We start from the raw sequence: 22,628 nt of genomic DNA, 5'->3' as shown, positions 1-22,628 counted from the left end.
TTATTTTCTTATAATTGCGTTTTCGTTTTGTAAAAATAGTTCATCAAATTGTTTTGCAAGCTCAAAATCTAGTTTCGTTAAACCTTTTGCATTCCAAGATGACAAAGTAATAATAACTGCTTTATACTGGATAAGGATAAATGGATGGTGATTATGTTCTTCTGATAGTTTGGCGGCTTCAGAGACAAATTCGACTCCTTTTAAGTAGTCGGAAAACATATATTTTCGTTCAATCCATTTCTCATCTTTTACCATCCATTTATCTACCTTCAATAATTCCTCGTGAACTTCTTCTTCAGTTAATCTTAGCATCATTTTTCACATCCTTTACTGGAAGTAACGCAAGACCATTGTTAATAAGGCGTGTTACAGCTTCGTCAGTTGTGAAAGTAGAAAGTTGATGTAGTAATGCTGCAGATGTTTCATGCCCTTTGTTATGCTCTAAAAGTAACTCTAATACTTCAAGGCGCAGCAACCATTCTTTCGCATAAAATTTATTTAATACTTCTTGAATTGCTACTAATTGATCGATATGCGCTTCGTGTAAAATCCCCTCACTTCGAATATCTCGAACTGTTTGATACATACGTTCAAGTTCATTCAGTACAAGTGGAGCAGGAATTTCTTGAACTTCTTCATCCATTGGGAAAAATGCTGCTGCATCTGCGGCACCTGGGAATACTGAAGTGATTTGTGAGCCAACAGCCATATCAAATGCGCCCCATGAAGCATCAAATAAAACGCGGGCGTTATAAGTAACTGTGCAATCGATAAAGGAAATAAGAGCAATTTTCTTATCGTTTTTTACAATATCTGTTACTGTTCCTTTTACATGAATACCACTTGCAAAAGTAAACTCAGCGATAGTTCCAATTGTAATTCCTAATGATTGTAGTTGTTCGTCTGTACAATTTTCTAATGCAATATTTTCAGTGAGTAATCCAATTGGTGTTCCAAATCCGTCACTGTGTACAGAAGTAGAATGATTCGCTAACTGTTTATTATGAAGTGCTAATGCCGTTGGCGAATTTGTTCGCATGTAAATTAATTCACCTGCATCGTTTTCAATTGTCTCGCTAAATGTACCTGTAATTTGTAATCCGCTATTTAGCTCAGCTGTTGCATAGTTCTCAGAGCGAATTGCTTTTTCTAAACCTTTTTTTCCACCTGTTTTAAAGGCCATTGTTTTAGAAAATGTTTCAAGCGCATCTGTTAATTCTTCAAAGGACTTGCAAACGAATAGTTGTGGTTGCATTTTTGTTACGTCATAAGTTGTCCCTGTACATGCTTCGATAGAAAATGGAACTTTTTCTACAGCGTCTGTTAAGCAATGTTTGCTTTCGCCAACAGAAGAAAGGAGACCAGCACCATATATTTTTGGATCATCTATATTTCCAATCAATCCATATTCTACTGTCCACCAGAAAAGACGTGAAATTTGTTCAGCTTCTGATAAACCAGAAACTAAGTTTTGTTTTTCAATTACAGCATTTTCAGCAGCCTTAACTTCATCAGGAGTAGAAGTAGGGCTTTCTTTTACTATCGTTAATGTACGAACAGCTTCAAATGCATCATGTTCTTCTTTTGTAGAGAAAGCTTTTGCACCAATTTGCCCAAAACGTTTCACATATTTTGCATATGTAGGATCAAGTAAAATCGGTGCGTGTCCTGCGGCTTCGTGTACGATATCTGGCGCTGGTGTGTACTCGATATTTTCTACTTTCCGAATATCTGTTGCGATCGGTAGTAATCCGTGTCCTTGGAAATCGAAGAATGCTACGCCGGGAATAAGTCCGTCAATCGTTACAGCACCCCAGCCACTTGGTGCCAAACACTCATTCATTTCTTCTACTTTTGGAATTGAATCTATATTAATACCAGATGATTGTAGTCCGTTCACATAGGCTGGATGAGCAACGTCTTTTAAGAAGCTATGATTTTGTCTCATAATATAACGCCACACAGCGTGATTCACCGGTGTGTATTGATCATAATGTTGTGTGGATACGAATGGTTTTAAATGTGATGGAATTTCTGTTTTCTTTGTCATTTAGACATCCTCCTTTTTTTCAATAAAATTGAATATCGATTTCGTATAGCTTGTATCACCTCCTTTCATTTTTGTAAGCGCTTATAAAATTTTATCATAAGATTCGGAATTATTTAACATCTGTTTCTGTGAGAAATAGAAAAAGCCCCTATCGGAAAGTCCGATAGGGGCGAAAGAATCGCGGTACCACCCTATTTGTAAGTGAAAATATACTTACATCTCAATTAATGATAACGGAAAAATTCCGTCTTTTCCTTCATGCATAAAAGCACTACGAAAAAGAAGCTCCAGAATTGTAATTCATACTTATATATGTGCTAATTTCCACCGATCATTAGCTCTCTGTAACAGGGATATAAGATACTACTGCGATTCTTTCAACGCGTATATATGAAATTGTGTAAGAGGATGGACGCAAAAAAGTCCCTATCGGAAAATCCGATAGGGACGATAAAAATCGCGGTACCACCCTATTTGTAAACAACTAATTGTTTACCACTCACTTTACGATAACGGAAAGATCCGTCTTTCTCTTCATGCATAAAAAGCATTACGGGAAAGAAGCTCCAGAATTGTAATTCACGCTTGTATATGTACTGATTCGCACCAACCATCAGTTCTCTGAGACAGTGATATAAGTCGCTACTAGTATTCCTTCAAAGCCGATATATAATTCGTTCAACTAAACTATGTTTTGTATTATAAAACTATATTAAAAAAATTGTCAACAAAAATTTTTTATCCCGTGTTAATGAGCAGTAAAATTCCTACCTCAAAATTCGGTTGGAGTAAAGAAGTGAGAGGGGAGATCAACTGCCCGTAACTCCCGATTGGTGAAGGCTAATAATCAGTGGGGATGAACGAAATCTCCACTGATTAAAGTTTCACTTTATTTCACTTCTAAATTAACAGTTAAATTAGAGGTATTGCCAGCTGCATCAGTTGCTACAATGTGAATAGTATTTTTTCCTTCTTGTAATTGAGTACGATCGAAATAAATGTCATAGCTTTTCTCCCAAGGGTTCAGGAATGCCTGGTCCCATACACCATTTCCATTAATTTCATATTGCATTCTCACTGGAATACCAGGTGCTATCCAACCAGATTCTGACATCCAATCTAGTAGAATATCATCAACTTTTCCTTTAATTACGAGATTTTCTTGGTCAACTTCGTATGTTAACTTAGGTGCAGTTCGATCAAGAAATACAGCAGCTGTTTGTTTTGTTTCTCCGCCAGAATTAGAAGCAACTGCTTCGATTTGATATAGCCCGTCAGCTAAAGGAGTGCCATCGGCTTTTGTACCATTCCATTTGAAAGGTTTGTATCCAGGAGTTGCATTTTTAGCTTGATGGATAATCCCTTGATACGTTACACGTTCTTTCATAACTAAATTTGCATGCAATGTGACATCATCCACAGGCGCAACTAAATAGTAGTTGATGAGATTATCATCTAGTACGTGGTCGCCATTTGGGCTAAAAGTAGAATTAATAATTTCAAGTCCATCGATACGTTTATAATCTTTAGGATCGATACTAAATGTGAATGGAATTCGAATTTCTTCTTTTGCCCCTTGTTCTTTTACATATACATTTCCAGTATACACACCTTGTGGTAGTGAGCTATCTACAGTGATAGTAAATGGTTTTTCGGTACTACTATTCGGTTGAATGCTAATAGATGAAGGGACAGAAGCTTTTACTTTTGTGTTTGCATCTAGTAACTCCACACGAGTTGAAAAACTTTTCTTTTTACTAGAAAGGTTTTGTAATGTAACATTTTGCGTCAGTTTTACTTTTCCGCTATTTGGCTTAATAAGACCAAAGCTGACATTGTTAGGTTTTACTAATACATTTGTTTGAGCTGCTTTCGGAATGTTAATTAAACCTGATCCTTGTGCCATAACAGGGTATGTATTTTCATTGACATCATGTAATGTTTTTGCATTGTTAGCAAGAGCCGCTTTCAATTGTTCTGTCGTCCAATCAGGATGCATTTGACGCAAGAGGGCAACCGCTCCAGCTACTTGCGGAGCAGCCATACTTGTTCCGTTATGCGATTCATAGCCGCCTCGCGGTACTGTACTAGTAATTTGTACTCCAGGTGCAACAACATCAGGCTTTATTAGCCAACTTCCTTGTGATGGTCCTCTTGAACTAAAGTTACCGATAAGTTCTGTTTGCTTTGGTTGTCCAATTTTTATATTTTTCTTTCGTTTTGTAATTAAAGTTTTTAATTCTTCCCCATTTGTATTTGATAATTGCATTACTGGGACAGCTAGATGTTCACGTGAAAAATATTCCGGCATCATATTAATTTCTTTTTCGCTAGAGATTAATAACACACCAAGTGCCCCAGCTTGCTTCGCTTGTTCTGCTTTTACTAATGTACTAGAAGTACCTTGTAAAATAAGTGCGAATTTCCCTTTCACATCTTGTTTTGCATAATCACTTGGATTGCCATAACCAACGTATACAAGAGGGGAAGCATTTCCTATTGGAAAATCGGATTTTGATAACGGTAACCCTTGATATGTTTTGCTGGAACCAGCTACTTGGAATGTTGGAAACGGGATAGAAACCGTAGATGCTCCAACAGAAATGACACTACTTGCGTTACCGGGAGCATCAACAGACCAAGGTTTTGGTCCGTCATTTCCATTTGAAACGACAGTAGTAACACCAAGTTTCGCTGCTCGTTCTAACGTTAATGTTACAGGCTGATCAGGTACATTTAAATCCTGCCCAAGGGAGAGGTTTAACACATCCGCACCATCTTGAATCGCTCGCTCAATCCCTTGGATAATATCATCTGTTGTACCAGTTCCACCGTCATTCATTACACGATAGGCTAGAATAGAAGCGTTTGGAGCAACGCCTTTAATTTTTCCGTTACCAGCAATAATTCCAGCTACATGAGTACCATGTACGTTACCATCCATTGGATCGCTATCTTCATCAACCGTGTCATATCCACCGATATAATTTGCCTTTAAGTCAGGGTGTGTATAGTCTACGCCAGAGTCGATAATGGCTACTTTCATGCCTTTTCCATCAAGCGGTTTGCCAGATGGATCTTTTAAATTCCACGCTTCAGGTGCACCAATTGTCGGTCCACCGATATTTGGTGCTTCTTCGTTAGTAGTACTTTTTGATGTTTCATGCAATTTATATGTTAAGTTCGGATAGACTGCTTTTACTTCAGGTAAAGAGGCAAGAGAGGTAATTTGATCTCCAGGAACTGAAATAGAGAATCCGGAAAATAACGTATTATACACTTCTTTAATTTTTGCACCAGGTGCTTTTTCTTTTATTTTCTTAGTCGTATCTTCTTGTGCTTTTTTGAGCTCAGCATGATAAGACTGCGCATTACTATTTTGTAAATCTGGAGCATGCTGAATATTACTTTGAGCAGCGAGAGGTGCATGTTGCAATTCTACAATTACTGATATTTCTTTTGTTGTTTTCGTTTCAACATTTTGAGCAATTTTATGTTCTCCCCACTGTTCAATCGTTGTTTTTAATTGTGGACTAAATTGCTTCTCCTTTTGTAGTGATTCAGCATGAGCGCTTAAAGCTCCAAAACTAGAAAAGACAAGCGCCATGCTTAATAGTGTAGATGTAGTTTTTTTCATTGATACTCCCCCTAATAAAAAGTGCCAATATTCAGAAATGTAATCTTACATTTTAGTTAGAACTTATACATATAAATGTTGGCTAAACTATACTTTCGACATAATTCATACCAATCCTCTATGAATTGGAAATTTCTTGGGGGATTTTTTCTGATTATGTCGAATCGATATTTTTCACATATTGTAGGAAGAAAGTGAGGAATGCTATGAGGGAAATGGAGTGATGGTATGAAAAGGCTAATAGTAAGTGGTAGTGTAGTGTTGTTTATGTTTTTATGTTCTATCGCTATTACTAGCGCAGAAAATAATAGTGTGAAAGTTGCTTTTATTCGTCATCATAACCTTTGGATTAAAGTTGATGGGAAAGAAAAACAACTTACAAAAGGAGAGAACATAACAGGGCCAAAGTGGTCACATGATGGAGAATGGCTGGCATATGTAAAAGGGGAGAAACAAAATATTCTTGAGTTATATCGGCTGAAAGATGGAAAGAAAGTTACGCCGTTTCACTCAGAAGCATCGAATTATCAATGGTCACCAACAGAAAATATAATTGCATTTATATTTACAGGTACATTAAATACATTTGATGTAGAAAAAAAGAATGCAGATTTTGAAAATGTATCGGCTGGTGTAGGGGATTATGCATGGTACCCCGATGGAAAGAACTTTCTTGTATCCTCTGAAGCGCACTTACTTCCAACAGGATGGACAGGGGCTCAGCTATATGAAGTGCAAAAAGATGCACATATGAATCCTCACAAAATGAAGCATTTGTATGCATTGCCAAATGAACACGATGATTTCCTAGCGCTAGTAGCAAGTGGCTTTAAGTGGTCACCAGATCAAAAGTGGATTTCATTTTTAGCAGTACCGACAGCTTCATGGTCAGCTGATAGTAATACGCTTTGCTTAGTTCGTGCAGACGGCAGTCGGTTTGAAAAAGTAGATCAAATGTTATTAAACGCACAATGGTTTCAATGGGCACCATCAAAAAATATATTAGCTTATATTGAAGGGAGCGGAAGAGTTGCATTAGAAAATAAACATTTAAAAGTAAAGGAATTGCCAGCACTTCAGCAGAACATATTTACGCCGAAAGGATATGTTGATTGGGATTTTGTATGGAAGAACGATAGAGTAATTATCGTTTCACGAGCAAAAGAGGCAGGGATAGAAACTCCACCAGAAAAAAGGCCACTACCATCTTTATATGAGGTCGATAGTACAAGTAATGCACAGCATCAAATCACAAAGAAAACGAACAAGCAAGGGGATTACCACCCGATCTTCATGAAGAAGAGTAATCAATTAATTTGGATACGTTCAGACCGTAAGAAAGCGGATGTATGGCTTGCTCATAAGGATGGAAAGCATGAAATGAAGTGGATTGAAAATATAGATGTACCAGAATGGTATTATGAGAGATGGAATTGGGGAAATGTTATCTCGGTAAAAGAAGAATAAAAAACTGCCTAAAAGATTGTTTTAGGCAGTTTTTTACTGTTATTTATGTGTTTTATTTGGCTTTTTTTTCGCTGGGTTTCCGTTCCCTTGGCGCTTTCTATTTTGTTCATCTTTTGCTTGTTTTTCATGTAGTGTATCTAAAAATTCATTCGAGTTACTCATGTTTATATCTCTCCTTTCATTTTGTCATGATTACTATAACCATTTAGGAGGATAATCATGAGTTAGAAGTTAGGCACTTAATTTTCTTCGATAATGTAAGTAAAATATTCCATACATAACAAATAGCATGAGTAAAACTTGTAACTCTACATTTGCCTTTAAAATAGCTGCGATAGGGTCTGGTAAGTACGGTGAGTTATCATTTGTGCTTAAACCTAACCATTTATTTAAGAGGCTAATGGTACAAAACATAAAAACACCGGACCAGCTTGCCGTAATTGCTTTTTGTTTAATTTTTGTTTCACGTTCATCATCTGTAATCCAAGGATTAGCAGTTTTATCCCGCATTAACGGGCAGTAAGACCCCCACCTCAAAATTCAGCGGAGGCAAAGAAGTTAGGTGGGGATCAACTGTCCGTAAAAGCCCGATTGGTTCAACTAATAATCCGTGGGGGGATGAACAAAACCCCCACGGATTAAAGTTTCACTTTATCACTACTAAAAAATCCATTTATGTATCCCCATATAATCATTCCAATTAAGATGGTTATCCATTTTATATTTTTTGATTCACTTCTCCCTTGTAAAAAGTGTTTTACATATCAGTTTTTCATATAGCAGGAATAAAGTATGAGATAGGGAAGAAATATGTAAGAGGATTTCATAATGAGAGGAGGAAGGGGATGAAAATCGTCTTTGTTCGGCACGGGGAAGGAGAACATACAAGGGATTTGCCATCAAGTTTAAAAGTGCTTCATCCGCCATTGACGGATGAAGGAAGGAATCAGGCTAAATTACTTCAATGCAATGTGCCATTACAAGAGGCGGATATATTAATTGCTAGTCCTACACTTAGAACTTTGCAAACGGCGACAATATGGAGTGCGAAAGTTGCTTGTCAAAAAATCGTTCATCCATATGTATCTCCGCGTATTTTTCCTTATCGAGAAGAAGCGAGAACATTACCGTGCGATTATATAGTAGATCAGGGAATGATAACAAAGTTATTTCCGCATTTTTCGATAGAGAAAAGCTCAAATAATCAGTTATGGAAGGAAGGTATAAACACTATTTCAGAGAATAGTTTTCAGCAAATAGTAGATAAATTTCTTCTTTGGTGTTATGAACTGGGTGCTGAAAGAATTTGCATTGTATCTCACGATGGAACAATTACAGCATATAGGCAATATTTACAGAAAGTCGTTTTAACTAGATCAGATTTTTTGAAAGAAACGGGCATATATGAAATGGATTTATCCCATAAAATTCTGATTGATAAGGGCTGATTATAGGATGGGGGTTGTATGTTGAATATTGCATTAGTAGTTGGTTTTAATTCGGATTTAGAGGCGCAATCAATCCGAGCATCTCTTGAATATTTTGGTGCAAGGGTTGTGACATATTGGATTGGTAGACCGAAAGATTTTGTGGAAGTTCTTTCTGGAAAGAACTTATTTAACGATATTAATTATATTATTTTTTGCTTTCATGGTGAAGAAGGGAAGTTTGTCATGGAAGAGTTAGGCGAAGAAGTATATGAACAAGATGAACCGAGAGGGTATTTTGGTACAGAAGAAATTTATAAATATGCAAAATTGCATAATACACATATTGTAAATAGCGGGTGCACGTTAGGGGAGCAAAATCTAGCAAAATCTTTTTTACATAGTGGTGCGAAATCATATATTGGATCGATTGATTATGTAGATGGAAATGCAGCACTTATGTTTACTATACGTTTATTTTATGGGGTTATTAACCATGGGAAAACGTTAGAAGAAGCCTTTCAAGAAGCGAGTTTAATTGATGAGGAGACACATACATTTCGATTCTATAATTAGTGTGAAACACGTTTATTCTATATTCGAATAAACGTGTTTCACATTTAACTCACATTTTTTTACATTTTTTCAATGAAAATGGTTATCACTTGTGGTATGATATGTTCAAGTTTTTACAGGTAATAAAAGTTACTATATAAACGTTAGTTTTTAATGTTTCATACGCATGTCACAGATTATTCATAATTAACGTTTGAAAAATAAGTAACTAATGTTATTATATTATCTGTAACTAACTTAATTACAACTTTAGGAGGAAGATATGGTTATTCAATTTTTAAGAGAAAACAAAGCAGTTTCTTTTGCATTAGCAGTAATTCGAGTATATCTTGGTTACACATGGTTAATGGCTGGAATCGGTAAACTACAAGGAAAAGGATTCGATGCAACAGGTTATTTGCAAGGGGCAATTGAAAAATCTAAAGGTGCACAACCGGCTGTTCAATCTTGGTGGGCATCATTCTTACAAGAATTTGCAATTCCAAATGTAGATTTGTTTAATACACTTGTAACATGGGGAGAAATTTTAGTCGGAATTGGTTTAATTGTAGGCTGTTTAACAAAAACAGCGGTCTTTTTTGGTCTTGTAATGAACTTTTCCTATATGTTTAGTGGGTCAATTGGTGTGAACCCTGAGATGGTTATCTTATCTATGTTTGTTCTTGTTTCCGGTATGAACGCTGGGAAATTTGGAATGGATGGCTTCGTTATCCCGAAAGTATTAGGATCAAAAACTCCAAAACGCCAAAAGCAAGCTGCTTAATATATGAAAACGGGTATCTCATTTTGAGATACCCGTTTATGTTATTTTTCAACTTTAATCGGATTGTTCTTAAAGAAATCTTTTACATACCCGACAAATTCTTGTGGTTCTTGGCGAAATGGTGCATGATAACCTTTTTCAATAATATGTAAAGTGCTATTTTTTAAGAATTGATGATACGTTTCTCCTTCTTTCCAGGAAACGCTACTATCATTTCTGCCCCATATAATTAAAGTTGGCTGTTTTATTTCATTTGCATTAATTTTAAGACGTCTAGGCCATAATTTCATTTTATTATAATGCTCTTCATCATTACGTTTGAATTTCACTTTGCTTTCATCATAATCTGTAATAGAAGAAACGGCATTTAAATCAGTCGACAATTGTGGTTTTGGTGAGCCTTGTTTATTAACGAATGTATGAGGGCCACCTGTAGCATCAGTTAAAATAAGGTGAGTAACTGCTTCAGGATATAAATATGTTAAATTTAGAGAAATTTCTCCCCCCATGGAATGCCCCAGTATTGCGAATGAATCATACCCTAGTTTTTTCATTAATTTATAATACAAATTTGCATGAGTTGGAAAAGAATAATAAAAATCCATTGGCTTAGATGAGCGCCCGAATCCTAAAGCATCTACAGAAATAATTGTATGATCTTTTGCTAAATCGGAGTAAATCTTTTGAAAACCATCTGATGACCCTCCAAAGCCATGAATCATAAGTAAAGGTGGTTTTTCATTACCAATCTTTTTAAAGTAAATGGTTTGACCATCTATTTCTACCATTTTTTCCTCGGTAGCTAGTTTCGCTGTAATTGTATTTTTAACTTGTTTTACTTGTTCTACTGGCTTTTCTGCTGCACTACATCCTACTAATAGTGTAAGAGTAAGACAACCTACCATAAAATAGCTAAATCGCTTCAATTAGGTGTCTCCTTTCTAACATAACGCTGTATCTATCATAGCAAATAGCATATTACGATTTCCAGGAAGTTGGCTACCATTTTTTATCATAAGAGGTGAAAGGAGCGTTTCTTGGAAATTTTCTGTTTGAAGAAATTGACGAAATGTAAATTGTGAGTGTGGAACATCAATTCGTACTATACCATTCCAACATTCACATATCTTTTTTAATAATTGGATAGCATCTTCTTCTTGCTTGGCGATAAGTGGATTGATACATAATATATTGCCCTTTTGTATGCATAATGAAAAAGCTTCTATACAGTTATTTCTTTCAATTTTAAAAGAGTATACGGCCCTTGGTAATAGCAAAGAGTAAAGTAGAGAACGATTCATACCAGTTGCAATTTGATCCAGAGAAGTAAGAGATATAAGGTCTTCTTCTTGTACTTGTTGTAAGTGAGAAGGATACGTCTTAATAGTCTGCTTTTCAAAACGATGAATCGTTGTTGCTGTTTGAAATCCACATGATGTGTATAGAGGTTCGCCAGCTTTTGTCGCAATAAGTGCAATGGGTTGTTTTGGATGAATTTGTTCCAAGCAATGATTTAGCAACATGCGCCCTAATCCGCGTCCTTGAAAATTAGGGTGAACGATTAACATACCAATGGAAGCGAAGTTACTTGGAAAGGGAAATACTCCTCCAGTCGCAATGAGTTTGTTTTCATGAATGTAACCTACAAGTGTGCCGATAGAAAGATACATTTCGAATTGTTTTTTCATAAAAATTTCATCGTGTAACCATCCAACAGATTTGCAAAGATTAAGTAATTCAAAAATAAAAGACTCATTTAGCTTTACTATTTTCATAAAGGCTCACCGCATTTCTATTTATTTTCATAAAAATAGAGTCAAAATGTAAAAAAAGAGATTTACGTTAAATGAAATCCAACTTGTTTATATTTAAATTGTAAAGGGCGGGATGATTGATACAAAAAGACAAAGTTATACAAATTATAACTGATATTTACATAAGTTAACAAAAAATTTACATACAGCTAATTTTCTCTTAATAGTCTTCCATTAAATTTGATAGTGGGAAATGAATAACCTAATTAGGGGGACAAGACAGTGAAAAAGTTTGTGAAAAAAGCATGGCCATTTGCAGTTGTGGCATCATTAGCAGTTACTTCGGTAGCAACATGGAATTTTACTCGTTCTAGTGAGGTTAATGCAGATGAGAACGGAAGCAATGCAAAGATTAAAAATGTTATCGTATTAATTGGGGATGGTATGGGCCCTTCATATATGACGGCTCACCGTTATATGAAAGATAATCCAAAAACCTTTGAAATGGAATCTACAGAATTTGATAAGCATCTTGTAGGAACACAAAAAACATACCCAGAAGATGAACATGAAAATATTACAGACTCTGCATCGGCAGCAACAGCTATGTCAGCAGGGATTAAAACATATAATGCTGCAATTGCAGTTGATAATGATAAAGCGGAAGTGAAAACAGTTCTTGAGCAAGCGAAAGAGAAAGGGAAATCAACGGGACTCGTTGCAACTTCTGAAATTACACATGCAACACCAGCTGCTTTCGGTGCGCATGACATTAGCCGTAAAAATATGGACGCAATTGCAAATGATTATTTTGATGAGAAAATTAAAGGGAAGCATAAAGTAGATGTTATGCTTGGCGGCGGCGTAAAGAACTTTGTTAGAAAAGATCGTAATCTTACAGAAGAGTTCAAGAAATCTGGTTATAGCTATGTAACGGATCGAGATCAATTGTTAAATGATAAAAATGATCAAATTCTTGGTTTATTTGCACCAGGTGGATTAGATAAAATGATTGACCGTAATGAGAAAACACCTTCATTAGAAGAAATGACTAATGCAGCAATTGAGCGTTTGAACAAAAATAAAAATGGTTTCTTCTTAATGGTGGAAGGAAGTCAAATCGACTGGGCTGGACATGATAATGATATTGTTGGTGCAATGAGTGAAATGGAAGACTTCGAAAAAGCTTTCAAAGCAGCGATTGAGTTTGCGAAAAAAGATAAAAATACGTTAGTTGTTGCAACGGCAGATCACGCTACTGGTGGATTATCTTTAGGTGCCAATGGCGAGTATAACTTTAAAGTAGATCCAATTAAAGCTGCAAAGCGTACACCAGACTTTATGGCAAATGAGATTGCAAAAGGTGCAAATGTAGAAGAAACATTGAAAAAGTATATTGATTTACAATTAACTCCAGAAGAAATTCAAGCTGTAAATGATATAGCTCCTTCAAAAGATGTAACAAAGATTGATAATGCAATTGAAGATATTTTCAATAAGCGCTCGGTTACAGGCTGGACAACGGGTGGACATACAGGGGAAGATGTGAACGTATATGCATTTGGTCCAGGTAAATACTTGTTCTCTGGCGTTCAAGAGAATACAAATATAGCGAAACGTGTCTTTGATATTGTTGGCGGCGGCGATCCGAATAAAGGAAGACGCTAATTAAGAGCGAAAGTGAGGCGAAATGCCTCACTTTTCTTTTTAGGAGTTGGGAATATGAAAAATTTATTTAGGAAATTAAGATTCCTTTTAGTATTTGTAGTATTACTAGTTGGATGTCAACAAGAAGAGAATAATGTAGAACAAAAATCTACTACTAAAAAAACTGAGGAAAAGGTACAAATAACAAAAGAAGAAGAGAGATCTATTCAAGATGTTATTCATACATTTGTGCGAACGACGAATGAAAAAAATCTTGCAGAACATATGGAGTTATTTTCAAAGAAGATGCCTAGTGCTGAAGACTTAAAAACACAAAAAGAAGCCGCATTTCAAAAGGGAAATAAGAAAATTGAATTGGAACATATAGATATGAAAGTTAGTAAAGTAGGGTATGTTATTGTTGAAACGAAAGAAAAGGAAGTAGACGACAGTATCACTCTTCAAAAGAAAGTACAGTATGCCCTTGGAAAAGAAGAGGATAAATGGAAGATTGAAGAGGTTCGAACAATAGAGAAAAAATAACGTGAAACTTTAATAAGTGTAGGAGTCGTACTTCCCAAAATGGTAGAAAAAAGGTTCTCATTGGCGAGAACCTTTTTTTATAGTGGTAGCATAATTTGATTTGAGCATGCCTCAATATCATCAATATCTTGACGGATTGTGGCCATTTTATTATCAAGATCTTCAGCTTTCATTGCTGCATCATGTAGTTCATCTTTTAAATACTCCGGTATTTTCCCTTCATATTTATAATAAAGTTTGTGTTCTAAACTTGCCCAAAAGTCCATTGCTAGTGTACGTAACTGAATTTCTGCAAATACATCTTTTGTACCAGAATTTAGTGATAAAGGGTATTTAATAATCATGTGTAAACTTTTATATCCGTTTCGTTTTGGGTTAGCGATATAATCTTTTACTTCTATGACTTCCATATCTTCGCGTTTTTGAATGACTTCTTTCAAATGATAGATATCTTCTACGAAGCAACATGTAATACGAATACCAATAATATCTTGTAAATGTGTTTGAGCGTTTTCAACTGTTGGTAATAAGCTTTTGCGCTCTAGTTTTTTAATAATACTTTCAGGTTGTTTTAGTCTTGTTTTTATATGTTCAAACGGGTTGTAATCCTCTAGAAATTGAGCTTCCCGGTTCATAATTTCAAATTTAGTTTTTAACTCTTCTAAAGCAAATGTATATGGTAATACAAAAGCTTTCCAGTAGTTAACTGTTGATTGATTATATTCCATTTATATACACACCTTTTCCTATTTGCAAGTGAGGTCGTTATTATACTAAATACCAAATCATATAAGCGCAAGCAGCAAATGATGAGATCATAAAGCGATATTTAGTTTTCATACTTTCAACTCCTTTCGAGTAAGATTTTATATAAATAAACGTGATTGTTAATAAGTTCACTATGTACAGTTTCTATAGTAATAGATTCGTGTGAATTTCGTATGAACTAATTGTTTCAGCTTTTTGTCTTTTTTGCTGTTAATCATAATTATTATTCGGATTTAAAGTGTTTTTATTTGATTTATCTATTTGTATAAATTAATGTATATTTGAATTTATAGTTATTGAGGAGGATATATGGTGAACTTTGAAGAATTAGCAATCGCTAGACGTTCTGCAATGAAATTTATACAAGGTATAGAAATCCCTAATGAGGATTTTAAAAAAATATTTGAGTTAACTAAGCTTTCTCCATCTTGCTATAATTTGCAGCACACACATTATGTTGTAATTCGTGATCAAGAGCGAAAAGAAAGATTAAAAGAATTAGCTTTCGGTCAATATAAAGTATCGAGTGCATCAGCGGTAGTGCTCGTTTGTGGTGATAAAAAAGCATACCAAAATGTTGAAAATATTTACTTCGGTATGAAAGTTTTAAAAATGATTGATGAATGTGAATATGAAGATACAATTAGGCAAACGAAAGGTTTATATGAAGGAAAAGGAGAGCGTTTCATGGAGGATGAAGCGATTAGAAATGCTTCGTTAAGCGCGATGACTTTTATGTACGCAGCTAAATATTATGGCTATGATACATGTCCAATGATTGGTTTCGATGAAAAAGCAGTACAAAGTGAATTAAATATGCCGGAGCATATAGTACCTGTTTTAATGATTACGATAGGAAAAAGTGATATGACTAAAACTCGCCCACGAGGATATCGAAAGCCGATTAGTGAATTTGTTACATACGAATCGTTTTAATAAAGTGAAACTTTTAATTAGTGGGGGTCTTACTGCCCGTTAATGCGGGACAAAATTGATTTAACTATAAAAACAAGGGGATTCTAAATGGAATCTTCTTGTTTTTGCAATTGACAAATAGAATGAAGTTTTATAATATATAAATCGTAATCATTACGTTTTAGTTGCGATCTTTGAAAGAAAGGAGAATTAAATATGCGTGTAAATATTACATTAGCTTGTACGGAGTGCGGCGATCGTAATTACATTTCTAAGAAAAATAAACGAAACAATCCAGAACGCATCGAACTAAAAAAATATTGTCCACGATTAAAGCGAGTAACGTTACATCGTGAGACGAAGTAAAAGACTAGAGATATCTCTAGTCTTTTTTTTATAGTTCCTTGGTTTTGTTTGTTATAATTACCTTAAAATGTAATAAAGGGAGCGGTATGATGAATCAAAAAGATAAGGAAAGAAAAGAGCGAGTGGCTCATATTATTAACATTCCAGATGAATATAGTCTTGTTGTAGATGATCAAGAAGGGGTTGATGACCCGTATCATCTATTATGGTGGGAGCATAAAGAGGATCAGGAGAGAACGATACAAATTACATTGAATAGACATACTGGTAATTTAATTGAATTTAGGATAGATGATGGAAATTATTTTTCGAGTGATAAGGAAGTTATAGAGGAGAATAGGGTAAGAGAGATTGCAAATGTATTTATAAAAAAACATGTGGAAGAAGGATTAGAGTTTTATACATATGTAACTATCCAGGATGATTGGCGTGGCTGGAAAGAAATAAATTATATGCAAGAAGTAAATGGATATCCATTACCGGATACAGGATGTGTGGTGCAAGTGCATCCTTCAGGGAATGTTGTGAATTTTCATTATAACGGACGAGAAAGCATAAAAGAAAAGCCGTTATGGCCAAGTGAGATTGTTGAGGAGAATATCGTTTTAGACAACTTAAAGGCCAAACAAGATATGAGGCTTGTATTTGTAGATTTAACACATTCTTTATGTAAATATGAAAATGGAGAAGAAGTAAAAGGGTACCACCTTGTGTATGTACCAGAACCTAGTCATGTATTTATTGATGCAAGTACAGGTAAAGATTTATTTGGACCAGATCATTATAAATTACCGCCAACAGTGGCTGTTAGAAAACAAAAAAAGGGTAGCCAACAAGATGATGTATTCGATTTATTTGACTGGGATAAAGAAAGTTTTACAAAAGTAGTTGAGACGGAAAATGATGATGAAATAAGGATGAAATTTGTTCCGAAAGAGGAATTACAAAAACAGAAAGAAGAAAAGAATCCATATTTAATGAATGAATTCTTTAACAAGCATTTACCGATGTTGAAATATAATAATTTAGTTAGCGTTACAATTGATAAATTAACCAATGAATTAACTGGTTTTATAAAACTGACAGATGATAAAGAAGTAAAGCAAATACTGTCTAGAGAGGAATGTTTACAAAAAGCACTTCAATTTTTAGAACGAGTTATTCCAGATATCAAACAATATCTGCGTCTTTGGGAGGAACGGGAAGCAGAAGAAGATGGGATTGAAAGATTTATCTTTTCTGTATATATAAATGATATTCTGGCAGAGTATAACCAATTTATGATCAACATCAATGCAGAAAATGGTGCTGTTATGCACTACTCGGGGGAGTCTAGCAACTTTATAAAAAAATTACTTACATATGAAACAACACCAAAAGTAACAAAAGAAAAAGCGTTAGAAATATACAGAGCGGCTATCCGAGTTAAATTAGAATGGTTTGTAGATCATGATGCAGAGGAAACGAAATACAAACTACTGTACAAACAAACGACAGATGAAAAATATAAAGAACCTTTTGATTGTAGTCGGGAAATTCGTTATATTGATGCCCAAACTGGGAGAAAGATTTGGAGTAAGTAAAATAAAAAGAGTTATTTTCTTTGAAAAATAACTCTTTTTATTTTTATAATTTGCCTGTTCGCTTTTCAAAAGTAAATGTGATAGGAAGATTGGAATGAGAACTATCACTTTTAAATATTACTTTCCATTCTTTAGTATGGGCTTTAATTTCAAAATTAAGAAGATTTATCGCTCTACGTTTATCTATTTCTAAAAACATATTATGAATTTCTGGTTCTTGCTGTAAATTAAGAGCCTTTAGTGTGACTGTAAATGTGAAAAAATTCTGCCCTTCATATACTATTTTTGATATTTTTGTTTTTTGTGTATTTAACAGCACATAAAAACGGTCTGATGGAGTTAATTGTACAGAGTCATCAGTAATTTCATTCTCGCTATTATGAAGTTCAACTAAGAAAGATGTACTATGGGAAGAATCTTTTTTGCTTGTAATCTGTAATTCAGTAGGAATCATCGGTATTTCATAAAAGTCATTCCTTATTATGTTATTGTAATCCTCTGAAAATTTACGGACTTCTTTTGGAAAAGAGTCTTCTTGTGTACTTAAAAAAGTTTTATGTTGCTTTGGAATTTTTTTACTAAAATTTAATGTTTCTTTAAAGTAATAATTGGATCCAGTTAAAAATAAAAAACTACAAATTAATAAAAAAATTCGATACAGATTTTGAAAATGAAAGAACAATAGTATACATGTAATAATTCCAATTACATAGAAAATAAAGATAAGTAGTTCTAGTTTTGAGTGAAACGAGAAACCATAGTTATGAAAAAATTTTATTCCAGTTATAATTTGAGCTCCAAAAAATAAAGAAATTCCAAATTGAAAAAATAATAAATCAGGCCCTCTTTTAATAACAAAAGTAATGAACGAAATGAAAAGTAAAAATACTCCTAAATAAATTGTTACATTTAATAATCGTTCTAATGTAATCATGAATAATGTCCCCTTTAATAGCATATTCATATATAAATAACAATTTTATATAATTATAATATAACAATAAATTATTTTAAATGTTGGAAGTGTTGAGTTTTATAAATAAACTGTACAGACACAAACAACCTCACGCCCACATACACATAATAAAGACCACTATTTTGGCGGAGGTGAAAGGTTTGAGTCTATTCGCCGCAATTGGATATATGGTTCGAGAAGTGTTTGTCTTTGTTTCTTATGTGAAGAATAATGCGTTCCCGCAGCCGTTATCATCAGATGATGAGAGAAAGTACTTAGAGTTAATGGAGCAAGGTGATGCTCAAGCGAGAAATCTTTTAATTGAACATAATTTACGGCTTGTAGCTCATATCGTTAAAAAATTTGAGAACACAGGAGAAGATGCAGAAGATTTAATTTCAATTGGTACGATCGGGCTCATTAAAGCGATCGAGAGCTATTCTGCTGGAAAGGGAACGAAGCTTGCGACGTATGCAGCACGCTGTATTGAAAATGAAATTTTGATGCATTTACGTGTACTAAAGAAAACGAAAAAAGATGTTTCACTTCATGATCCGATCGGGCAAGATAAAGAGGGCAATGAAATATCGCTTATTGATATATTAAAATCAGAGTCTGAAGATGTAATTGATATGATTCAGCTTAGTATGGAGTTAGAAAAAATTAAAGAGTATATCGATATTTTAGACGAAAGAGAAAAAGAAGTGATTGTGAAACGTTTTGGACTTGGGCTAGATAAGGAGAAAACACAGCGGGAAATCGCTAAGGCGCTTGGTATTTCTAGAAGCTATGTATCACGGATTGAAAAGCGTGCTTTAATGAAAATGTTCCACGAGTTTGTAAGGGCAGAGAAAGAGAAAAAAGCGAAAGAGTAAAGTGTATTAGAAGCAGCCATATTTAAAATGGGCTGCTTTTCTTATTGTAAATAAGAAAAGAAAACGCGTTATGCTAAGAAGAAATACATGTTCACTGTTGAAAATGACGGATTCTATCTGTAATATTAGAAGGTGCTAAATAATTTAAGAATAATACCATACTTAGTTTTCTGTATGTATAATAAGGCTGCTTTATATGATATGTGGGAATAAGAACCAATTTTACATATGATATAGAAAGAAAAGAAGGGAAAACTAAAGTTATAGACTGATTAGGGGGTTTCGCAATTTGCGACGTACATTATATCGACTTATGATAGAACTTACAAATGGTCGCTTTACTTCTTATATATTACGTAAATTTGCACAATCTCGTTTGAGCTCTATCATTATTCCATCGTATGCGAAAGTTTTTCAAATTAATCAAGATGAGATGGAAAAGGGTTTGAAGGAATATAGAACATTGCATGAATTATTTACGCGTAAGCTAAAAGAAGGAAAGCGTAGTATTGATACAGATGCATCGAGTATCGTTAGTCCTGTTGATGGTGTTTTTGCAGATCAAGGTCCTATTGAGGATACAAAAACATTTGATATTAAAGGAAAGCGTTATTCGATTGTGGATATGCTAGGTAATGAAGAACGTGCAACGCGATATGCAGGCGGTACATATATGGTAATTTATTTGAGTCCAAGTCATTATCATCGCATTCATAGTCCGCTTTCTGGTTCTGTGACTGAAAGATTTGTACTCGGTAGAAAATCATATCCGGTAAATGCAGCTGGTATGGAATACGGGAAAGAACCACTGTCAAAAAATTATCGTTCTGTTACAGAAGTAAGCAGTGATGGCGAGCATATGGCTCTTGTAAAAGTAGGTGCCATGTTTGTTAATAGTATTGAGCTTTTGCATGAGAGAGACACTGTTCAAAAAGGTGAAGAAATGGCATACTTTACATTTGGTTCAACAGTTGTGTTATTGTTTGAAAAAGATATGATAGAAGTAGTGCAGGAATTAAAGAGTGGACAAGAGCTTCGTCTTGGTCAAAAAATAGCTACTCGCTTAGCTCATAAATAAAGAAAAGCTTTTATAACCGTAAGTAAGAGTTATGGGCAAAGATACTTAATGATGAAATCCCCTAGATGGGAGTACTTGTTTATTCGAGAGCCATCGTAGGATGGCTCTTTTTACAGGGCATCCAATAAATTATCCTTTAACTGTTTAATTGGTAAGGGCTGATTAAACTTTCACTTTATATGTAATCAAGATGATTTGACAAGCTTGTCCTCTAATGAGCGTCTAATGATTTCTTGTTTTATAAGTAAAATGAAGTCGGGATTTAATTTTAGTTCTTTTGCTTTATAATAAGACTCAGTGAGTAACTCAGTGGATAACTGTTCCATATGTTTTGTTTTCAAGGTGAGTCACCTCCTAATAATATAAGGATTGATTCGTTGATGCATTTAATGTACCAAAAAAATATGACAGTCACAAACGAGTGGTTATCCACATACCTAGGTGGATAAAGTGTGTATAGTTTGTTAGTAAATTCCAAATTAACTGAAAAATTAATGTGGAAAATGTGTACAATTTTATCCACAGGTTATATATCGAAAAATGTTGTCGAAAAATTTTATGAAAAATCCTCAAAGAGGTGAAAGAAATTGAAACTATTTTTACCAAATGAATATGTGAAAAATGTATATCATGTTCAACCAGAAGATTTAAAAAAACGTGGGATTAAAGGCGTTATTACTGACTTAGATAACACTTTAATTGAATGGGATCGTCCCAATGCAACACCGCAACTTGAAAAATGGTTCTTGGAAATGAAAGAGCAAGGCATTCAAGTAACGGTCGTTTCAAATAATAATGAGCAACGTGTAAAAGATTTTGCTGATCCATTAGGTATTCCATTTATTCATAGTGCACGTAAACCATTTGTTCGCGCATTTAAGCGTGCGATACAAGAGATGCGTTTGCAGCCAGATGAAGTTGTAGTAATTGGAGATCAGTTACTGACGGACGTGCTTGGTGGCAACCGAGTAGGCCTTCATACAATTTTAGTTGTACCGGTAGCACAAACGGACGGATTAGTAACGCGCTTTAATCGAAAAATTGAACGAAGAATTATGAAAAATATGAAGAAAAAAGGTTTAATTAACTGGGAGGAATAAAGTTTGACTGAAACAATTAAATGTATTGGTTGCGGTGTAGAAATTCAAACAGAAAATAAAAACGAAGTGGGGTATGCTCCTGCCTCATCTTTAGAGAAAGAACAAGTTATTTGTCAACGTTGTTTTCGCTTGAAGCATTACAATGAAATTCAAGATGTATCGTTAACAGATGATGACTTCCTACGCATTTTAAATGGAATTGGAAAATCAGATGCATTAGTAGTCAAAATTGTAGATATTTTTGATTTTAATGGTAGCTGGTTACCTGGCTTACATCGTTTCGTAGGGAATAATAAAGTATTACTTGTTGGAAATAAAGCTGATTTAATTCCAAAGTCAGTAAAACATGATAAAGTAAAACATTGGATGCGCTATAGTGCAAAGCAGCTAGGATTAAAACCAGAAGATGTCTTTTTAATTAGTGCAGCGAAGGGACAAGGAATCGCTGAACTAGCAGATGCTATTGAGTATTATCGCGGCGGCAAAGATGTTTATGTTGTTGGATGTACGAATGTAGGGAAATCGACATTTATTAATCGTATGATTAAAGAATTTAGTGATGAGACTGAAAATGTAATTACAACATCTCATTTCCCAGGAACAACACTTGATTTAATTGATATTCCATTGGACGAAGAGTCTTCTTTATATGATACGCCAGGTATTATTAACCACCACCAAATGGCTCATTATGTTGGAAAGCAAAGCTTAAAGCTTATTACACCAACAAAAGAAATTAAGCCGATGGTATTCCAATTAAATGAAGAACAAACGTTATTCTTTAGTGGATTGGCACGTTTTGATTATGTAAGTGGTGGTCGTCGTGCATTTACTTGTCACTTCTCGAATCGCTTAACAATCCATCGTACAAAGCTTGAGAAAGCAGATGAATTATATAAAAATCATGCCGGGGATTTACTAAGCCCACCAACGCCAGAAGAATTAGCAAATATGCCTGAGCTAGTGAAATACGAATTTAATATTCGTGAACCTAAAACGGATGTTGTATTCTCTGGATTAGGATGGGTTACTGTGAACGAACCAGGAGCAAAAATTGTTGCACACGTACCAAAAGGAGTAAGTGTTTCACTACGTAAATCTTTAATTTAATATGGAGAGGGATT

At 34.6% G+C, this 22,628-nt stretch carries 23 protein-coding genes and 2 other annotated features; of the genes, 13 read left to right on the top strand and 10 right to left on the bottom strand.

Going from position 1 to position 22,628, the window contains the following annotated elements; genetic code table 11:
* The 3 genes from GD442_RS21375 to GD442_RS21365 all read right to left on the bottom strand — a co-directional run bounded on the left by GD442_RS21375 (position 1) and on the right by GD442_RS21365 (position 5,687).
* Positions 1-315, bottom strand: a complete 315-nt coding sequence (locus GD442_RS21375) for a 4a-hydroxytetrahydrobiopterin dehydratase (protein WP_000979538.1) — start codon at positions 313-315, stop codon at positions 1-3.
* The gene (locus GD442_RS21370) at positions 296-2,050 is read right to left on the bottom strand and encodes an aromatic amino acid hydroxylase (protein WP_159365191.1); all 1,755 of its coding nucleotides are present in this window, start codon (positions 2,048-2,050) and stop codon (positions 296-298) included. The genes GD442_RS21375 and GD442_RS21370 overlap by 20 nt, the downstream gene beginning before the upstream one ends.
* Before the next feature lie 162 nt (positions 2,051-2,212).
* Positions 2,213-2,440, bottom strand: a binding site (T-box leader).
* A gap of 50 nt (positions 2,441-2,490) precedes the next feature.
* Positions 2,491-2,719 (bottom strand) — a binding site (T-box leader).
* 220 nt (positions 2,720-2,939) lie between these two features.
* Entirely contained in the window at positions 2,940-5,687 is a 2,748-nt protein-coding gene (locus GD442_RS21365; protein ID WP_000754160.1) for a S8 family peptidase, read from the bottom strand.
* Between the two features lie 228 nt (positions 5,688-5,915).
* Between GD442_RS21365 and GD442_RS21360 the strand changes: the two genes are divergently transcribed.
* Entirely contained in the window at positions 5,916-7,154 is a 1,239-nt protein-coding gene (locus GD442_RS21360) for a TolB family protein (protein ID WP_000825719.1), read from the top strand.
* A gap of 39 nt (positions 7,155-7,193) precedes the next feature.
* On the opposite strand, the gene GD442_RS21355 is transcribed toward GD442_RS21360, so the two are convergent.
* On the bottom strand, positions 7,194-7,316 hold the full coding sequence (locus GD442_RS21355) for a DUF4023 domain-containing protein (RefSeq protein ID WP_000071866.1): 123 nt from the start codon (positions 7,314-7,316) through the stop codon (positions 7,194-7,196).
* Between the two features lie 69 nt (positions 7,317-7,385).
* Positions 7,386-7,664 carry a hypothetical protein gene (locus tag GD442_RS21350; protein ID WP_002026353.1) on the bottom strand — a complete coding sequence of 93 codons (279 nt, stop codon included), beginning with the start codon at positions 7,662-7,664 and terminating at the stop codon, positions 7,386-7,388.
* Positions 7,665-7,999: 335 nt separating this feature from the next.
* Here GD442_RS21350 and GD442_RS21340 point away from each other — a divergent pair, with 335 nt between their 5' ends.
* The 3 genes from GD442_RS21340 (at position 8,000) to GD442_RS21330 (ending at position 9,920) form a co-directional block, all read left to right on the top strand.
* Positions 8,000-8,602, top strand: a complete 603-nt coding sequence (locus GD442_RS21340; protein WP_000706238.1) for a histidine phosphatase family protein — start codon at positions 8,000-8,002, stop codon at positions 8,600-8,602.
* An 18-nt stretch (positions 8,603-8,620) separates the two neighbouring features.
* Entirely contained in the window at positions 8,621-9,157 is a 537-nt protein-coding gene (locus tag GD442_RS21335) for a hypothetical protein (protein WP_000931925.1), read from the top strand.
* A 262-nt stretch (positions 9,158-9,419) separates the two neighbouring features.
* A complete protein-coding gene (locus GD442_RS21330; protein ID WP_000236592.1) occupies positions 9,420-9,920 on the top strand; it encodes a DoxX family protein in 501 nt (166 codons plus the stop codon).
* Between the two features lie 41 nt (positions 9,921-9,961).
* Here GD442_RS21330 and GD442_RS21325 read toward each other — a convergent pair whose 3' ends face one another.
* A complete protein-coding gene (locus GD442_RS21325) occupies positions 9,962-10,846 on the bottom strand; it encodes an alpha/beta fold hydrolase (RefSeq protein WP_000819810.1) in 885 nt (294 codons plus the stop codon).
* A 15-nt stretch (positions 10,847-10,861) separates the two neighbouring features.
* The gene (locus GD442_RS21320) at positions 10,862-11,695 is read right to left on the bottom strand and encodes a GNAT family N-acetyltransferase (RefSeq protein ID WP_000706687.1); all 834 of its coding nucleotides are present in this window, start codon (positions 11,693-11,695) and stop codon (positions 10,862-10,864) included.
* A 261-nt stretch (positions 11,696-11,956) separates the two neighbouring features.
* Between GD442_RS21320 and GD442_RS21315 the strand changes: the two genes are divergently transcribed.
* Both GD442_RS21315 and GD442_RS21310 read left to right on the top strand, forming a co-directional pair.
* On the top strand, positions 11,957-13,342 hold the full coding sequence (locus GD442_RS21315; protein ID WP_000714912.1) for an alkaline phosphatase: 1,386 nt from the start codon (positions 11,957-11,959) through the stop codon (positions 13,340-13,342).
* 54 nt (positions 13,343-13,396) lie between these two features.
* The gene (locus tag GD442_RS21310; protein WP_000792894.1) at positions 13,397-13,864 is read left to right on the top strand and encodes a hypothetical protein; all 468 of its coding nucleotides are present in this window, start codon (positions 13,397-13,399) and stop codon (positions 13,862-13,864) included.
* A gap of 77 nt (positions 13,865-13,941) precedes the next feature.
* Here GD442_RS21310 and GD442_RS21305 read toward each other — a convergent pair whose 3' ends face one another.
* Complete coding sequence (locus GD442_RS21305; protein ID WP_000456230.1) at positions 13,942-14,592, bottom strand: GTP pyrophosphokinase; 651 nt, start codon at positions 14,590-14,592, stop codon at positions 13,942-13,944.
* Positions 14,593-14,941: 349 nt separating this feature from the next.
* On the opposite strand from GD442_RS21305, the gene GD442_RS21300 reads away from it, so the two are divergent.
* The 3 genes from GD442_RS21300 (at position 14,942) to GD442_RS21290 (ending at position 17,496) form a co-directional block, all read left to right on the top strand.
* On the top strand, positions 14,942-15,568 hold the full coding sequence (locus tag GD442_RS21300) for a nitroreductase family protein (protein ID WP_000245983.1): 627 nt from the start codon (positions 14,942-14,944) through the stop codon (positions 15,566-15,568).
* A gap of 195 nt (positions 15,569-15,763) precedes the next feature.
* A complete protein-coding gene (rpmG, locus tag GD442_RS21295; RefSeq protein ID WP_001265617.1) occupies positions 15,764-15,913 on the top strand; it encodes a 50S ribosomal protein L33 in 150 nt (49 codons plus the stop codon).
* Between the two features lie 86 nt (positions 15,914-15,999).
* Positions 16,000-17,496 carry a YcdB/YcdC domain-containing protein gene (locus GD442_RS21290; RefSeq protein WP_033690635.1) on the top strand — a complete coding sequence of 499 codons (1,497 nt, stop codon included), beginning with the start codon at positions 16,000-16,002 and terminating at the stop codon, positions 17,494-17,496.
* A 43-nt stretch (positions 17,497-17,539) separates the two neighbouring features.
* Here GD442_RS21290 and GD442_RS21285 read toward each other — a convergent pair whose 3' ends face one another.
* On the bottom strand, positions 17,540-18,460 hold the full coding sequence (locus GD442_RS21285; protein WP_002198192.1) for a hypothetical protein: 921 nt from the start codon (positions 18,458-18,460) through the stop codon (positions 17,540-17,542).
* 152 nt (positions 18,461-18,612) lie between these two features.
* Here GD442_RS21285 and sigK point away from each other — a divergent pair, with 152 nt between their 5' ends.
* Together sigK and GD442_RS21275 are read left to right on the top strand one after the other, a co-directional pair.
* The gene (sigK, locus tag GD442_RS21280) at positions 18,613-19,326 is read left to right on the top strand and encodes an RNA polymerase sporulation sigma factor SigK (protein ID WP_000051382.1); all 714 of its coding nucleotides are present in this window, start codon (positions 18,613-18,615) and stop codon (positions 19,324-19,326) included.
* 289 nt (positions 19,327-19,615) lie between these two features.
* Positions 19,616-20,404 (top strand): phosphatidylserine decarboxylase, encoded by a 789-nt coding sequence (locus tag GD442_RS21275; protein WP_001255003.1) that lies wholly within the window; start codon positions 19,616-19,618, stop codon positions 20,402-20,404.
* Positions 20,405-20,589: 185 nt separating this feature from the next.
* Here the strand turns inward: GD442_RS21275 and sda are convergent, their stop codons facing one another.
* Complete coding sequence (sda, locus tag GD442_RS21270; RefSeq protein ID WP_000850094.1) at positions 20,590-20,745, bottom strand: sporulation histidine kinase inhibitor Sda; 156 nt, start codon at positions 20,743-20,745, stop codon at positions 20,590-20,592.
* Between the two features lie 246 nt (positions 20,746-20,991).
* On the opposite strand from sda, the gene GD442_RS21265 reads away from it, so the two are divergent.
* Together GD442_RS21265 and yqeH are read left to right on the top strand one after the other, a co-directional pair.
* Positions 20,992-21,504, top strand: coding sequence for a YqeG family HAD IIIA-type phosphatase (locus GD442_RS21265; RefSeq protein WP_000765314.1), 513 nt, complete (start codon positions 20,992-20,994; stop codon positions 21,502-21,504).
* Positions 21,505-21,507: 3 nt separating this feature from the next.
* Complete coding sequence (yqeH, locus tag GD442_RS21260; protein WP_000140799.1) at positions 21,508-22,614, top strand: ribosome biogenesis GTPase YqeH; 1,107 nt, start codon at positions 21,508-21,510, stop codon at positions 22,612-22,614.
* Positions 22,615-22,628: the final 14 nt, after the last annotated feature.

This window comes from Bacillus sp. A260, from assembly GCF_009861435.1.
Classification (GTDB): domain Bacteria; phylum Bacillota; class Bacilli; order Bacillales; family Bacillaceae_G; genus Bacillus_A; species Bacillus_A cereus.
The sequence above is the reverse complement of the archived record's forward strand: the minus strand, read 5'-3'. Positions and strand labels throughout refer to the sequence as shown.

Excerpts from the sequence above, each read along its gene's own strand:
- GD442_RS21285 (WP_002198192.1), bottom strand. The coding sequence starts at position 18,460 with ATGAATATGCTATTAAAGGGGACATTATTCATGATTACATTAGAACGA.
- GD442_RS21310 (WP_000792894.1), top strand. The coding sequence starts at position 13,397 with ATGAAAAATTTATTTAGGAAATTAAGATTCCTTTTAGTATTTGTAGTA.
- GD442_RS21300 (WP_000245983.1), top strand. The coding sequence starts at position 14,942 with ATGGTGAACTTTGAAGAATTAGCAATCGCTAGACGTTCTGCAATGAAA.
- GD442_RS21375 (WP_000979538.1), bottom strand. The coding sequence starts at position 315 with ATGATGCTAAGATTAACTGAAGAAGAAGTTCACGAGGAATTATTGAAG.
- rpmG (WP_001265617.1), top strand. The coding sequence starts at position 15,764 with ATGCGTGTAAATATTACATTAGCTTGTACGGAGTGCGGCGATCGTAAT.
- GD442_RS21350 (WP_002026353.1), bottom strand. The coding sequence starts at position 7,664 with ATGCGGGATAAAACTGCTAATCCTTGGATTACAGATGATGAACGTGAA.
- GD442_RS21370 (WP_159365191.1), bottom strand. The coding sequence starts at position 2,050 with ATGACAAAGAAAACAGAAATTCCATCACATTTAAAACCATTCGTATCC.
- GD442_RS21355 (WP_000071866.1), bottom strand. The coding sequence starts at position 7,316 with ATGAGTAACTCGAATGAATTTTTAGATACACTACATGAAAAACAAGCA.
- GD442_RS21340 (WP_000706238.1), top strand. The coding sequence starts at position 8,000 with ATGAAAATCGTCTTTGTTCGGCACGGGGAAGGAGAACATACAAGGGAT.
- GD442_RS21365 (WP_000754160.1), bottom strand. The coding sequence starts at position 5,687 with ATGAAAAAAACTACATCTACACTATTAAGCATGGCGCTTGTCTTTTCT.
- GD442_RS21305 (WP_000456230.1), bottom strand. The coding sequence starts at position 14,592 with ATGGAATATAATCAATCAACAGTTAACTACTGGAAAGCTTTTGTATTA.
- GD442_RS21360 (WP_000825719.1), top strand. The coding sequence starts at position 5,916 with ATGAAAAGGCTAATAGTAAGTGGTAGTGTAGTGTTGTTTATGTTTTTA.
- GD442_RS21290 (WP_033690635.1), top strand. The coding sequence starts at position 16,000 with ATGATGAATCAAAAAGATAAGGAAAGAAAAGAGCGAGTGGCTCATATT.
- GD442_RS21335 (WP_000931925.1), top strand. The coding sequence starts at position 8,621 with ATGTTGAATATTGCATTAGTAGTTGGTTTTAATTCGGATTTAGAGGCG.
- GD442_RS21330 (WP_000236592.1), top strand. The coding sequence starts at position 9,420 with ATGGTTATTCAATTTTTAAGAGAAAACAAAGCAGTTTCTTTTGCATTA.
- GD442_RS21320 (WP_000706687.1), bottom strand. The coding sequence starts at position 11,695 with ATGAAAATAGTAAAGCTAAATGAGTCTTTTATTTTTGAATTACTTAAT.